This window comes from Synoicihabitans lomoniglobus, from assembly GCF_029023725.1.
Taxonomy (GTDB): domain Bacteria; phylum Verrucomicrobiota; class Verrucomicrobiia; order Opitutales; family Opitutaceae; genus Actomonas; species Actomonas lomonigloba.
In genome coordinates this window covers 569808-583612 of record NZ_CP119075.1, presented here as the reverse complement: position 1 = coordinate 583612, position 13805 = coordinate 569808, and the positions used below count along the sequence as shown (strand labels likewise).

Annotated in this window: 10 protein-coding genes and 1 tRNA gene; 9 read left to right on the top strand and 2 right to left on the bottom strand. The window is 61.2% G+C overall.

Going from position 1 to position 13805, the window contains the following annotated elements; translation table 11 throughout:
- Nucleotides 1–9: 9 nt before the first annotated feature.
- Entirely contained in the window at nt 10–477 is a 468-nt protein-coding gene (gene gspG / locus PXH66_RS02310) for a type II secretion system major pseudopilin GspG (protein ID WP_330930210.1), read from the bottom strand.
- A 555-nt stretch (nt 478–1032) separates the two neighbouring features.
- Between gspG and PXH66_RS02305 the strand changes: the two genes are divergently transcribed.
- Nucleotides 1033–3330: a DUF7948 domain-containing protein gene (locus PXH66_RS02305; protein WP_330930209.1), complete on the top strand. Its 2298-nt coding sequence runs from the start codon at nt 1033–1035 to the stop codon at nt 3328–3330.
- A 234-nt stretch (nt 3331–3564) separates the two neighbouring features.
- On the opposite strand, the gene PXH66_RS02300 is transcribed toward PXH66_RS02305, so the two are convergent.
- A tRNA-Arg gene (locus PXH66_RS02300) sits at nt 3565–3639 on the bottom strand.
- 225 nt (nt 3640–3864) lie between these two features.
- Between PXH66_RS02300 and PXH66_RS02295 the strand changes: the two genes are divergently transcribed.
- The 8 genes from PXH66_RS02295 to PXH66_RS02260 all read left to right on the top strand — a co-directional run bounded on the left by PXH66_RS02295 (nt 3865) and on the right by PXH66_RS02260 (nt 13783).
- Complete coding sequence (locus tag PXH66_RS02295) at nt 3865–5811, top strand: sialate O-acetylesterase (protein WP_330930208.1); 1947 nt, start codon at nt 3865–3867, stop codon at nt 5809–5811.
- A gap of 267 nt (nt 5812–6078) precedes the next feature.
- Nucleotides 6079–6894 carry a sugar phosphate isomerase/epimerase family protein gene (locus tag PXH66_RS02290; protein WP_330930207.1) on the top strand — a complete coding sequence of 272 codons (816 nt, stop codon included), beginning with the start codon at nt 6079–6081 and terminating at the stop codon, nt 6892–6894.
- 279 nt (nt 6895–7173) lie between these two features.
- Nucleotides 7174–7425: an RNA recognition motif domain-containing protein gene (locus PXH66_RS02285; protein WP_330930206.1), complete on the top strand. Its 252-nt coding sequence runs from the start codon at nt 7174–7176 to the stop codon at nt 7423–7425.
- A gap of 260 nt (nt 7426–7685) precedes the next feature.
- The gene (locus PXH66_RS02280; RefSeq protein WP_330930205.1) at nt 7686–8543 is read left to right on the top strand and encodes an alpha/beta hydrolase family protein; all 858 of its coding nucleotides are present in this window, start codon (nt 7686–7688) and stop codon (nt 8541–8543) included.
- Nucleotides 8544–8640: 97 nt separating this feature from the next.
- On the top strand, nt 8641–9816 hold the full coding sequence (locus tag PXH66_RS02275) for a sensor histidine kinase (RefSeq protein WP_330930204.1): 1176 nt from the start codon (nt 8641–8643) through the stop codon (nt 9814–9816).
- Nucleotides 9813–10472 (top strand): response regulator, encoded by a 660-nt coding sequence (locus PXH66_RS02270; RefSeq protein WP_330930203.1) that lies wholly within the window; start codon nt 9813–9815, stop codon nt 10470–10472. The genes PXH66_RS02275 and PXH66_RS02270 overlap by 4 nt, the downstream gene beginning before the upstream one ends.
- A 281-nt stretch (nt 10473–10753) precedes the next feature.
- A complete protein-coding gene (locus PXH66_RS02265) occupies nt 10754–13162 on the top strand; it encodes an ABC transporter permease (RefSeq protein WP_330930202.1) in 2409 nt (802 codons plus the stop codon).
- Nucleotides 13163–13213: 51 nt separating this feature from the next.
- The gene (locus PXH66_RS02260; protein WP_330930201.1) at nt 13214–13783 is read left to right on the top strand and encodes a hypothetical protein; all 570 of its coding nucleotides are present in this window, start codon (nt 13214–13216) and stop codon (nt 13781–13783) included.
- Nucleotides 13784–13805 lie beyond the last annotated feature (22 nt).

Here is a 13805-nt window from a genome sequence, read left to right as displayed (position 1 = left end):
ATCTGGCGATTACTGCCAGTTGCCGACGTCGTCGTCGGTGTCAGCCGTCAAATCAGGCCCCTTGGAATACAAGTCGTAGAGCCGGGGATTTTTGGTGCCGGGAAACCGGTATTGGTAAGGCTGCTGCCACGGATCGAGCGGGAGCTGGCCGTTGGTGGACTCAAAGTAGGGCCCTTTCCAGCGCCCATTGCCCGACTGCGGCGCATTGATCAATGCGTCGAGCCCCTGGGCGGTCGTGGGGTAGCTGCCCATGTCGATTTTGTAAGTCGTGAGCGGCAGCGCCATGGTCGATTTGACGAAGAGACCGGCCGCCTGTTGACTGCCGCGCTCGAGATCACCCCCGACATTGCGCACCAAGACCGCCACCAGCAGGCCCAGGATCGCCAGCACCACCATGATTTCCAACAGCGTAAAACCGCGAGTGCGGGCAGAGCGTTGACGATGAAAACGGGAAGAACGCGGGGCGGATAAAGTCATGAGATACGGGATTAACGGGCGACGCGGTGGGTTGTCGAGAAAGGGCTCACCTCCACCAACGACATCAGACGCCCAATATTAGAGGATGTTTCAAGCCCCTCCCGGTCACAATCCCATGACAATGAAGTCCAGCGCGCCCGCCATCAACCTCTCGCTTTTGTAGAATCGCTCCGAGAGCGCTGGTAAGATCCCGCCACAGCGAGCTCCTACCCGGCTCCGCACGGTTCATTGCCAAGGGGAAGACGGGCTCGACTCGCAAATCCGGCCTGCACTCATCGTCCCATGACAAATCTATAGGACTCCAAAAAACACGAGTTGAGCGTCGTAAACATTTGCCCGAACCGCGAAACCGGCCCTCGTGTCAGTCTCCCAACTGGTAATGACTGGGGATGAGGGCATCACCCGTTCGAGTGAGCACGGTTTCACCCCATGGCGGCAGGAAATCGGGACCACGCTTACGGTATGATCGGGGCGAAATGATTGCTTCGGCACACCCTCGCGCAGCCGTCGGCCCGAACGACGATCGCCCCATCTCCCAGCTCATCTGTTGCTACCATGAAAATCAGCCTCCGCTTCCTTCTTCTCTATCTCATCGCCAGCGGCATCGGGCTCGATGCCAAACCAGAAACGGCCATCCTCCCCACTTCAACGGTTCAGCAGATTCAAAATCTACCCCAAGTTGAGAGTCCCAAGTTCACCGACGAAAATACCATTCCCATTTCGGTTTCACTCCCCCCTCCGACCAAAGAGAAAGACGGGTCATACCCGTTCCTCCCAAATCAGGGTCAAGTGAGGCTGCCCAATGGTCAGATATCTCACAACGTGCTTTTTCACAGTCGCCTCACTGGTGTGGACGCCTACTTCTCCGCCGACCGGGTCAGTCTGATATTTCAACGCAAGCGGGATCCACGGGATGGCGACCTCGACCCTCCCAAAATGACGGAGGCCGACCACCTCGATCGTTTGCCCGCAACCCGCGAGGTTCATCGAATCGACCTCACCTTCCTCAATTCCAACCCCAAAGCAGCCCCCGCCGGGACCGATCAAGGGGGGCCCGTCACTCGCTACTACTTCCCTGATCAAATCGACGGTAAATCCGCCCAATCGTATCGTAAAATCACCTACAAACATCTATGGCACGGCATTGACCTGCAATTCTACGCCACCGATTTCGGGACTCTTAAATACGATTTTATCGTTCATTCGGGGGCCAATCCCAAGGACATCCGCCTCGCCTACCGAGGAGCTGATTCCGTTGATTTCGAGCCGGACGGAAACATTAGAGTGAAGGCTCGATTCGCAGAGTTTGTCGAACCCGCCCCCATCAGCTTTCAGAACGCAAAATCGATCGAAACAACATACGAATCATTCGGCAATGGCGTGTTCGGATTCAAACTCGGCGACTATGATCAGTCCCAAACATTGGTGATCGACCCGCAGATTCAGGACGTGTGGGTGATCGAGGGCCAACGCACGGATGGCATCAGTGAAGGCATTTTGGGCTCCAGCGGACATTTCCTGACAACCGGCGTAACGCAAAGTGACGCCTTCACCGACGTGCTCGGCTACAACAACGCCTTCTCCTCCGGGGAAAATTCCTTCGTGGCGATGCATCATATCTCCAGTCAACAAATTGCGTGGGTCAGCTACCTGGGCACAGACAATTCTGTCTCATTCGCCCGCCGGGTTCTGGCGTCTTCCATCGGTTGGTTGCCTCAGGATAAACTGTTACTCATCGCCGGCACCACGTCGGGGCCGCTCGCCCGATCCCACGGGAAATTCAACCACTCCGCCCCACCGCCTGCGGCGCGCTACGTTACTGACGGTTTCCTCGCCGCACTGGATGTGAACAGCGGCGAGCTTGCATGGTCCACCTATTTTGGCGGAAACAATTCTGATTCGATTGAGGACTTCATCACCGACGAGCACGACTCGATCTACATCGTCGGATCCACCGTGAGTGACACGCTTCCCCGACAAATTCCCGGCCGGGGGCGCCTGAACTCCAGCCTCATCAATGGATACGCCGCCAAACTCTCGCAAAAGCGCCCGCAGCCCCACCTGCCCGCATGGTCGAGCTATACGGCCCGGTTGAAGCGGGGACAGTCCCGAGCCATCGCTGCGTCCCCCGATGGATACCTGGTTGTGGTGGGGGCCGATCGCGGTGAGGACTCCTTCAATGCCCACTACCCATGGACAGGTCGCAACTGGCCTCTCTATCAAGCCTACATCGGCCTAGTGAATCCTCACACGGGCGACACCATGGAACCTGTCCAAGGTAGCGCAGTCCTCGACCGTTCAATGACGTGGTTCGAGGACGTGAAACTATCGCCGGATCGGCGCATGATTTTTGTCGGTCACTGTGTGGACCGGCCAAGCATCAGTGAAGCCACCTACTCCGATCTGGACTACGATGTTGCGTTGGCCGTCGTCGATTTCGTTTCACAGACGATTTGGACGGAGATTATCGGAGGTTCCTTGAGCGACCACGCCACCAGCGTTACCCTGCAAGAATCCCGCGCCATCATCACCGGCGCGATCAACGGAGGGTCACTCACGTTCCATTTAGAGCAGGCTTTCCCCCTCTCTTCTGGAACCGCACTCGGAGGCACCGACTTGCTGTATGGAGCCTTTGCGATACCCGATCTCTCAACCGACTTTCTGATGGGCTTTGGCAACGCCAGCGGTGAATCGGGGAGTCAGGTCGTCAGCTGGCCTTGGGGGGAAAACATGATCTTCGGATCGATGTCCTTTGCCCGTCGCAACGAAATTTATCTGGGGCGGCTCTTTGCCAACTCATCCACCAGGGAACCCAACGGTCTCGTAATCCGAGTTGACCCAAATTCTCCGTAGAATTGACCTGATTATTGCAACGGTGTGACTTCCGCCTCACTCGTCGGTAATCAGGTTTCCAGTCAATCGGGGTTTCTCAGCAAACAGGGGACCGGTGCCAAATTTTCACTGGGTGCCCTGCACACCGCGAGTGAGCTGGCGGAAGATGATTCTACGCTCCGAGCCAGACTCTGATTTCCCGCAGCAATGGGCCGGAGCTCGGGCTGGCTTGCCAGCCGTAGCCTTGGCGAAGGCTGGTAGTCCCGCTGGGAATCGAACCCAGATTTACGGTTTAGGAAACCATCGTTCTATCCGTTGAACTACGGGACCACGGCACGATCGAAACCGGTCTCGATTTCGATCTCCAACCAGCGCCGTCGAGCCTTCGCTTCGGCGGCACCTTTGATTTCGCCCACCCACGAACCGGGATCAACCGCAAAGACACCGCGCCCCATCCGCATTTAACGCCCAATGGTTAGACTGAACCGTTCTCCGCCGGATGGTTGCCCTCTCGATCCTTCCCCGCTTGGTTCACCAAACCTAACCCCTTGCCGCATGCGCCCCCGAATTCCCCTCCTCCTCTCGCTGCTCGTTTCACTTTTTCTGATCTCCGTCGCCTCGGCCGATGTCAGACTTCCCAGCATCGTCGGTGACGGCATGGTGCTCCAACGCGACGCCGCCTTGAAAATCTGGGGTTGGGCCGATCCCGGCGAGTCCGTCTCGGTCGCGTTTCGCAAACAACAACTCGCGGCCACCGCCGACGCCGACGGCAAATGGATGGTGCGCCTCGAACCGCTGTCCCCGGGTGGTCCGGACACGATGGAAATCCAAGGCCACAACAGCCTCCTGCTGCGCGACATTTACGTCGGCGATGTTTGGGTCGCGTCCGGCCAGTCCAACATGACGCACAACTTCGGTCGCTGGCAGGAACGCTACGCCACCGAAATCGCCGCCTCGGCCAATCCCGCCATTCGCCAGTTCCGCGTCCCCACCCAGCCCGTGCTGACGGGCCCGCAGGATGACTTCCCCGGGCTCACGTGGAAGGAATCCAATCCCGAGAATCTCTTGGACTTTACCGTCATCGGCTACTTCTTCGCCAAGAAACTCCATGACCGCTACGGCGTGCCTCAAGGCATCATCATGAGCTGTGTCGGCGGCACCATCATCGAAGCCTGGACGAGCGCCGAGGGCTTTCGCGACTTCCCCGATCAACTCGCCACCATCGAGCGCAACCTCGACACCGCCTATGTCGATCGCGTCAACGCCGAGGCTCAAGCCGACCGCGAATCCGACGGCCCCCGTGTCGAAGCCGATCGCGGTCTCACCGGCGACGTCAAATGGTTCGACCCCGCCTACGAACCCCAAAACTGGAAACGCATCAATGTCCCCGGCTACTGGGAGGACCAAGGCGTGCGCGATCTCGATGGGGTCGTCTGGTATCGCCGCGAAATCGATGTGCCTGCCGCCATGACCGGCATGGACGCGTTGGCCAAACTCGGGCGCATCCGCAACGCCGACGAAATCTACGTCAACGGGCAACGCATCGGCAACACCACCTACGAGTATCCGCAACGCCGTTACACGATCCCCGCCGGCGTGCTGCAGCCCGGCAAGAACCTGTTCGTAATCCGCGTGATCAACCAGGGCGGCAAAGGCGGCTTCATCCCCGACAAGCCCTACCAGCTCATCGCCGCCGATCAGTCCATCGACCTGAAAGGCGACTGGGACTACAAGGTCGGCGAAGCGTATGCGCCCCGCCGCTCCTACAAATGGGGCATCAACGCCCAAGGCCAACCCGCCTCGCTCTACAACGGCATGATTGCGCCGTTCACCAATTTCGGCGTCCGCGGTCTGCTCTGGTATCAAGGCGAAAGCAATGCCGGCAACCCCGCTGCCTATCGGCGTTTGCTCCCCAACCTCATCGCCGATTGGCGCGCCCACTGGGACATGGGAGCACTGCCATTCCTCATCGCTCAACTGCCCAACTTCCAGGACGTCGACTACCTGCCGGCCGAAAGCAACTGGGCGCTCATGCGCGAAGCTCAACTCGAGACCGCGCTCACCACGCCTCGCACCGGCTTGGGCATCAATATCGATCTTGGCGAATGGAACGACATCCATCCCGGCGACAAAAAACCCGTCGGCGAGCGCCTCGCGCTGCAGGCGATGCGGATCAGCTACGGCGACGATGAGCTCGTGGCCTCCGGTCCGATCTTCCGTTCCCAGGAAATCAAAGACGGCGAAATCGTGCTACACTTCGACCACGTCGGCAGTGGCCTGATGAGTAACAAGGGCGAGACCCTCGCCCACTTCGCCATCGCGGGCGAGGACCAGGCCTTCATCTGGGGGCATGCCCGCATCGATGGCGACACCGTCGTCGTTTGGCACGAGGACCTCCCGGCTCCGAAATACGTGCGTTACGCGTGGGCCGACAACCCCGACTTCGCCAACTTGGCCAACCGCGAGGGTCTGCCTGCCTCGCCCTTCCGCACCGACGACTGAGGTTCGTCGCCGGCTCGGTTAAAACGCGCGCACCTTCTACGCATCCAGCTTGGGTCGTGCGCCTTCTTGCAGGCGCTTTCCCCCCGTAGCGCCTGCGAGCAGGCGGCCTACTTGGGTCGTGCGCCCTCCCGCGGATCGCATGCACGTCGGTGTCTTGGCGGTAAAGTCATCCTACATCATGCGGCCGGATCGAGCCGAGCTCCGCCGCCGGTCCCGGAAAACGATTCTGGCCCATGGCGGATCTCTCGCTTTGATTTCACTCCCCTCATGAAAAACGCCCTTCGCTTTCTACTCCTCATCTCTGCTTTCGCCGCCACCGCCACGGCCGCCCCGCAACTCGGCATCCAGTCCTGGACCTGCCGCAATATGTCGTTCGAGGAAACGGTGCTGTTCGCCGAAAAACACGGCATTACTCAGATCGAGTTTTACCGCGCCCATCTCGACCCCAACGGCACCGAGGCCGAGACCGCCCGGAAATTGGCTTTCCTGAAAGAGCACGGCGTCACCGCCTACTCCATCGGCGTCAGTGGCACATCGCTCAACAAAGAGGAGAACCGCAAACTCTTCGAGTTCGCTCAACGCTGCGGGATCAAAGTCATCGTGGTTGAACCCGGCGACCCGCTCATCTGGGACAATCTCGAAGAGCTCGTGCGCGAATACGACATCAAGCTCGCCGTGCACAACCACGGCACCGGCACCACCTACGGCAATCCATCGGTCGTAAAACACATCCTCGCCGAACGCGATCCACGCATTGGCGTGTGTCTCGACATCGGCTGGGTCACCGCCGCCGGCTTCGATGCTGCCACCGTGCTTAAAAATTACGGCGACCGCGTGTTTGACATGCACCTCAAGGACAAGCGCCTCGACCAAGAGGAGCGCCCGGGACGCCCCATGGGCACACACATCGGGCTCGGCAACAGCAACTACGTCGGCGTGTTCGAAGCCCTCCGCGCCAGCGATTGGTCCGGCGTCATGGCGCTCGAAACCGACAACCCCGACTTCGCCGCCGACCCCACGGAATTCGTTACCCGTGGCAAAGCCTACTTCGAATCCTTCTTCCCGCCCGCGACAAAAAACTAGCCCGACGGCAACGCCGGCATCGCCCCCCCTGGCACCGAAATCCGCGTGAATCCGCGCCATCGGCGGTCACTCAATCGGTCAACCGAGCCGCACCCGACAGACCCACTCCCCACAATGCCGCTTGCATTCCGCTGCTCAGCCGTGACGGTGGCGGCTCGTAAACACGTTAGATGCTAGTGGTTGGTGAGTCTGCAAGTGAGCTTTTGGTTCAGCTGTCTGATTCGAAATCCGAATTTCGGAAACGCGCTGAAAAGCTAAGGAGCTTACGATTTTTAACCTATGAACTCCAAACTCTACGTTGGTAATCTGTCCTTCAACACCACCGAGTCCGGCATCCGTGATGCCTTCGGCGCCTTCGGCGACGTCACCGACGTCTACGTGGCGATGGACCGTGACACCGGCCGCCCGCGTGGTTTCGCCTTCGTGACCTTCAGCAAGGCTGAAGAAGCACACGCAGCCATCGACGGCCTCAACGGTCGTGACCTCGACGGTCGCAACCTCAAGGTCAACGAAGCCAAACCCCGCGAATAAGCGGTTCGGGCGTCCCTAAACGCTTTCCCTTTCGGGCGGGTCCGCTTTCCGCGGTCCGCCCTTTTTTGGGCCCGCGCCTCTCCCAGTTGCCCCGTCGACCGACGACTTGAATTCACACGAAGGCCGCAAAGCTCGCCATGCACTGCACCCGCCACGCTTCGCGAACGTTGCGTTCTTGGTGTGAAATACCGAGAGTCTACGGACGGTTGGAATCAACGGTGCATTGACGCTACTCGAGGGTCTCGCCGGAATGCTCACACGTGGCTTACCTCGATTCTCTTTTCCGCGTTTCCCGTCCTTGGCGAACACGCGCTCTCTTCGTCATCGGGTGCTGCCTCAATCTATCCTCATCCACGCACGCCGGACAACAATACGGCGTCACCCAATCGGAATGGCATGGTTACGAACGGCTCGACTTTGTGGTGGCTGGGCAACCCGCCATTCTGATCGTGCCCCATGAATCCGCCCCTTCCCGTCCCTGGGTCTGGCGCGCGGAATGGTTTGGCGATCGACACGGTCCCCAAGTCTCCCTCGCCTTGCTCGCCGAGGGCTGGCACCTCGCCTACATCAACGCCAGCGACCGCTACGGCTCGCCCGAGGCGATGCGCATCTTCGATGCGTTTTACGACCACCTCATCACGGCCTGCACGCTCGACCCACGGGTGGTGATTGAGGGGTTCAGCCGCGGCGGACTCTACGCCGTCAATTTCGCCGCCAACCACCCGGATCGTGTAGCCGCTCTTTACCTCGATGCTCCCGCGCTCGATCTTCGCAGCTGGCCCGGTTACGACACCCCGCGCTGGCCTGCCGTGGTCGCACATTACGGCCTTACGCTCGAAGCCGCCGACACCGCAAAATTCAGTCCGATCCATCGGCTTCAACCGCTGCTCGATGCCGACATCCCCATCATCGGCGTCGCCGGCGATGCCGACCCGGTGGTGCCCTACGACGAAAATCTCGCCGTGCTGAAATCAATTTACGAAGCCGGAGGCGGCACCATCAAAGTCATCCTCAAACCCGGAGTGGGACACCACCCTCACAGTCTGGCCGATCCCACACCCATCGTGGATTTCATCCGCGACCACACGACCGATCTCGAATCAAGACTGCCGAAGTAGTCGGGACAACCCCCCGCGCAGTCGCACGGATCGTGCCCGCAAACCGTGACCAACGACCTATTTGCAGTCATCACGGGATTTGCTACGATCCCCTCCAATGCGAACCGGAAACCAGCCCCTGCACAAAGGCGACTACATCGGCATGGTCGCCTACACCGGTGTGATCCTCGCGAGCTACGCGACGTATTCCAACTACACCGGCCGGAACGGGGAACCTTGGCAGGTGCTCACCACCTTCGCACTCGGCGCCGCCTTTGGTGTCGCGGGAGTGCTGTCGGTTCGCTTCCTCGATGAAGAGTCGCCCCGCGAATGCGCGCTCTTCTTTGCGCTCCAAGCCGCTCTGGCTCTGGGCGCGATCTACATCAGTCCGCTGCGGGGGTTCTTCGGGATTCTCGCCCTGCCGCTGGCCAGTCAGGCCGTGTTCATGTTTCGGTGGAAAACCGCCATCGCCGCGGGCGTTTTTCTCTATGTCGCGACCAGTTTCGTGTTCTTCCCGCTCTATGGGTGGAGCGGTTTCAATGAAGCCCTGATCTTATACTCACCCGGCTATTTGTTCACCATCGGGTTCTCGTTCGTTACCCAAAATGCAGTAGAGAACCATATCCATTCCGCCAAACTTTCCCACGATCTCGAGGAGGCCAATGCCCAGCTGCGAGCCCAGGCCGCGCAAACTGAAGAGCTCGCGACCACGCGTGAACGCAATCGCGTCGCACGCGAAATTCATGACGGCGTGGGGCACTTCCTCACCGTCATCAACGTGCAGGTCGAAGCCGCCCGCAGCCTCGTCGCCCACGATCCGGTCAAGGCTGCCACCGCACTCGACAAAGCCGCCCGCCTCAGCCGCGAAGCCCTCGATGATGTGCGGCGCTCCGTGGGCGCGCTGCGCACCGAACAAAAACGCCCGCCTCTGCCCGATGCAATCCGCGCCCTGGGCGAGGATGCCGGTCTGCGGGTGCAATTTAGCATGAACGGCGAACCCCGCTCAATGCCTTCCGCCACCGAACACGCCCTCTACCGCGCCGCTCAGGAAGGGTTGACCAACGTGCGCAAACACGCCCGGGCGAACGAAGCCCAGGTGTGCTTGGATTTTGGTGACGCCTCCCGTGTCCGCCTCTCCGTCGACGACGACGGCACCGGCCCCAGTGGAGACAATCCCGCCGCCGGCTTCGGCTTGCGCGGGATGCGCGAACGCATCGGTCTGCTGGGCGGCGAAGTCCACGCCGGACCGCGAACCGGCGGAGGCTTTGCCCTTAAAGTGGAAGTGCCCGTATGAACCGAATTCGCGTGCTCCTCGTCGATGACCAAGCCCTCTTTCGGGAAGGGCTGCGCATCCTACTCGAACAAAAGTCCCACCTTGAAATCGTGGATGAAGCCGGAGACGGAGAGCAGGCGCTGACCGCTGCCCGATTCCACCGGCCCGACATCGTGCTGATGGACCTGCGGATGCCACGCGTGAACGGTGTCGAGGCCACCCGCCGCATCAGCGCCGAGATGCCCGATACGCGGATCATTGTGCTCACCACGTTTGAGGATGACGAAGAAGTCTACGAAGCCCTCAGCGCCGGCGCGGTCGGCTATTTGCTCAAAGCCTCCCCTTCGGAACGCGTCATCGAAGCCATCGAACTCACGGCCCGCGGCGAATCGTTCATCGAGCCCTCGGTCACCGCCAAGCTGCTGCAACATTTCTCGCGTCTCGCCAGCAACCAAGTGCGCCGTGCCGCGCCGCAACCTTTGGCCGAGCCGTTGTCCAGCCGTGAACTCGACGTGCTCAAACACCTCGCCACCGGTCACAGCAACAAGGAGATCGCGAACGCACTCGGCATCGCCGAAGGCACGGTCAAAAACCACATGAGCAACGTCCTCGGCAAACTCGGCGTCCTCGATCGCACCCAAGCCGCCCTTCGCGCCCGCGAGCTGGATCTGATCTGAGCCATCGCCCCCGCCCCCCCCTGTCGCGGATCACGCATTCGGGTTGGGATACTTGTGGGGTCGTTGCTTGCGACGACCGCGTCCACTCTGCGACGGCATTCGCCAGCGAACGCGCTACCCTGAGTTTCGACCTCATGTAGAATCCTTGCACGCCCCAACGCGGACTCGTGCTACGGTCCACTTGGCGCTTTGCCGCGTTCCCCCAACGACCAACCGTGACCTTCGGCCATGACCATTGGGCCATGTGCCCGAACCGCTAAACGCGCATACTGGGCGGCGACATGAAAGACCTGCTCGCCGATTTCCAAGACGCTCTCCGCCAGCTCCGCCGCGCTCCGGGGTTCAGCTCGTTGGCCGTGGTGCTGCTCGCGGTGGGACTCGGCTCCACGGTCGCGATTTTTTCCCTGTTTCACTCCATCGTGCTCCAGCCCCTGCCCTACAACGACCCCGGTCGGCTGGTGGGATTTCGCTCCTTGAATCACGCCAAGGCGCTCGATCAGGAAGGGGTTTCGCCGACCGACTTTCGCGACTTCATCGACCGCTCCACCCAGTTTGAGGCGCTGGGAGCCGTGCGGCCCAACTTCATCGCTTACACGCCCGAGGAAGGCACGCCGGTGCAGTTGATCAACGGTCTCGTCACCCCCGATTTTTTCACGGTATTTAAGGTGCAACCCATCCTCGGCCGCACCTTCGCCTCCGACGAATTCTCGTTTTCCTCGGCCCGCACGGTCGTGCTGAGCGAAGAAGCGTGGGAACGCTATTTCGGCCGCGATGCCGCCGTGCTGGGCGCGTCAATCACCCTCGACGATGTGCCGCACACCGTCATCGGCGTGATGCCGGCCAGTTTCCGCGAGCCGACTTTCGTCGAGGCTTGGATTCCCTTCCCCGACGAGTCCCCCGAATACTTCGCCCGCGACTCTCGCTTTTGGAACGGCTTCGGCCGTTTGGCCGCCGGAGCAAACCTTGCCGCCGCCAACGCCGAGGTTCGTGGCATCTCGCAGGACCTCGCCCGGGAATACCCCGAGAGCAACCGCGACTGGACCACCGCCATTCGCTCCTTGTTGGAGCAACGCACCGCTGGTATCCGCACGAACCTGCTGTTGCTCCTCGGCGCGGTGGGGCTGGTGCTGCTCATTGTCTGCTTCAATCTCGCCAACCTGTTGCTCGCCCGCTGCATCGCCCGCCTGCCCGAACTCGGCGTGCGCCTCGCACTCGGCGCCACGCCGATTCGGCTGGCTCGCACCGTGGTCTTTGAGAGCTTTGTGCTCGCTTTGATCGGCGGGCTGATTGGCACGGCGCTCGCCGCCGTCGCGCTGCCGATCGTGGCGGACCAAATCCCCCCGGTATTGCTTCCCCGGGCACACGAAGTGGCGCTGGATTGGAGTGCCGTCGGTGTCGGTTTACTCGCGGCGCTCGTGAGCGCGTTGCTCTGCGCCGCGCTCCCGGCGTGGCAGCTTTCGACCGCCGACGTGAACCAATGGCTCAAGGATGGCGCGGCCCGCGGTGCCACCAGCCGCGGGGTTGCCCGTTGGCAATCGCCGCTCGTTTCAGGCCAGGTTGCCCTCACCGTCACGGTCCTCGCGGTGGCCATGCTGCTCATGCAAAGCCTGGTGCGACTCAACCAAGTGCCGCCGGGCTTCAACGCCGACGAGGTGATGACCTTGCGTCTGTCGCCGCCCGCGAGTCGCTACGAAACCAACGAGGAGCTCGTGCGCTACTACGAGGATTTGCTCACCGTCGTCGAAGAGGTGCCGGGGGTCGGCCAGGTTTCGATCAACGCCAGCGCCCCGCTCAACGGCATTACCCTCGCTTACCCGAGCTGGCGGCAAGGCACCAACACGGATGCAACCAACGCGGTCGAGGCCGTTTACGCCCCGATCAGCGAAGGCTTCTTTCGCACGTTGCAAATCCCGGTGCACGCCGGTCGCACTTTCTCCGACCACGACAACGCCGAGGGCGCTCCGGTCGCCGTCATCAACGAAGCTTACGCCCGCCGCATGTTTCCCGATGGCAACGCCCTCGGCCAGCGCGTGATGATTCTGCCGTGGATGGGGGCGGTCTACCGCGAGGTGGTCGGCATCGTGGGCGACACGCGCCAGACTTCCCTGGCCGAGCCGCCCCTGCCACAAATCTACGTGCCGCAGAAACAGATGCCGTGGTTTTTCAGCACCCTGTTGGTGCGGCTCGACCGGGCCAGCGCCACCACCGCCGTCATCGCCGCCTTGCGCGCCCACGACAGCACCCTGCCGGTTTCGCCCACCGCTCTCACGACCAACATCGCGCAGGGCGCGACCGCATCACGGCTCTACGCGTATTTATTTGGTGGATTCGCCGTGCTGGCGCTTTCGCTGTCGGCGTTCGGCTTACACGCCAGCTTACGCTTCTCCCTCGAGCAACGCCTCCGCGAGATCGCGGTGCGCATCGCCCTCGGTGCCAGTCCGGCTTCGATCCGTCAGCTCATGATCCGCCGCGCCGGACGCCTCACCGGCATCGGTCTCGCCGGTGGCGTCGTGTTCGCCGTGCCAACCACCCTGCTGTTGCGCGGCCAACTCTTCGGCATCGGTCCGTCAGACCCCATCACCTACCTCCTGCTCATCGGCGTGATTGCCGGCGTGACCACGCTCACCGCCTACCCCCTCGCCCGCCGCGCCTCCCGCGTCCCGCCCGCCACCATTCTCCAATCTCCGTAAACCTACCACTGTAACCATTATGGTTACACTCTCTCCTAACTCATTGATAATATGAAATCTACGATCGCTATTGTTGCAGTTTTATTCACCGCTTCCGCGACCTTCGCCGCCAATGAAGCGGCCACGGCGCTTGCTACCGAAGCCCAGGCTACCCTCAAAGCCGGTGAGACCAAACCCGCGTTGGCGCTGATGGAAAAGGCGATCGAGGCCGACCCCAATGACGCGACCTTACAAACCGACTACGCGCAAATGCTGGTCACCCGAATCAATGAGGTGAACTTCATGGTGAAGGGCATGGTCGCAGGCAAAATGCTCAAAGCCTATGAGCGCTCCGTGGAAATCGATCCCAACCACCTCACGGGCTGGATCGGCCTAAGCCGCTACTACTTGAACGCTCCGGCGATCGCCGGCGGCAGCGCCGACAAAGCGGAACCCTACGCACAAGAAGTGCACAAACGTCTTGCTTGGCTCGGTAATACCGAGCTCGCCCTCGTAGCCGAGAAACGCGGCGACCTCGCGAAGGCCGCCGCGCTTTTCCAAGCCACGATCGACGAGCGTCCTGATCACGGTGAGGCCGTCGCCGGTCTCAAACGCGTGACCTCCGCTGCTGCAGCCAAGTAGGGCGAAAATTGGCCGCCCGCTG

Coding starts and splice junctions, on each gene's coding strand:
- gspG (WP_330930210.1), bottom strand. CDS start 477: ATGACTTTATCCGCCCCGCGTTCTTCCCGTTTTCATCGTCAACGCTCT.
- PXH66_RS02305 (WP_330930209.1), top strand. CDS start 1,033: ATGAAAATCAGCCTCCGCTTCCTTCTTCTCTATCTCATCGCCAGCGGC.
- PXH66_RS02295 (WP_330930208.1), top strand. CDS start 3,865: ATGCGCCCCCGAATTCCCCTCCTCCTCTCGCTGCTCGTTTCACTTTTT.
- PXH66_RS02290 (WP_330930207.1), top strand. CDS start 6,079: ATGAAAAACGCCCTTCGCTTTCTACTCCTCATCTCTGCTTTCGCCGCC.
- PXH66_RS02285 (WP_330930206.1), top strand. CDS start 7,174: ATGAACTCCAAACTCTACGTTGGTAATCTGTCCTTCAACACCACCGAG.
- PXH66_RS02275 (WP_330930204.1), top strand. CDS start 8,641: ATGCGAACCGGAAACCAGCCCCTGCACAAAGGCGACTACATCGGCATG.
- PXH66_RS02270 (WP_330930203.1), top strand. CDS start 9,813: ATGAACCGAATTCGCGTGCTCCTCGTCGATGACCAAGCCCTCTTTCGG.
- PXH66_RS02265 (WP_330930202.1), top strand. CDS start 10,754: ATGAAAGACCTGCTCGCCGATTTCCAAGACGCTCTCCGCCAGCTCCGC.
- PXH66_RS02260 (WP_330930201.1), top strand. CDS start 13,214: ATGAAATCTACGATCGCTATTGTTGCAGTTTTATTCACCGCTTCCGCG.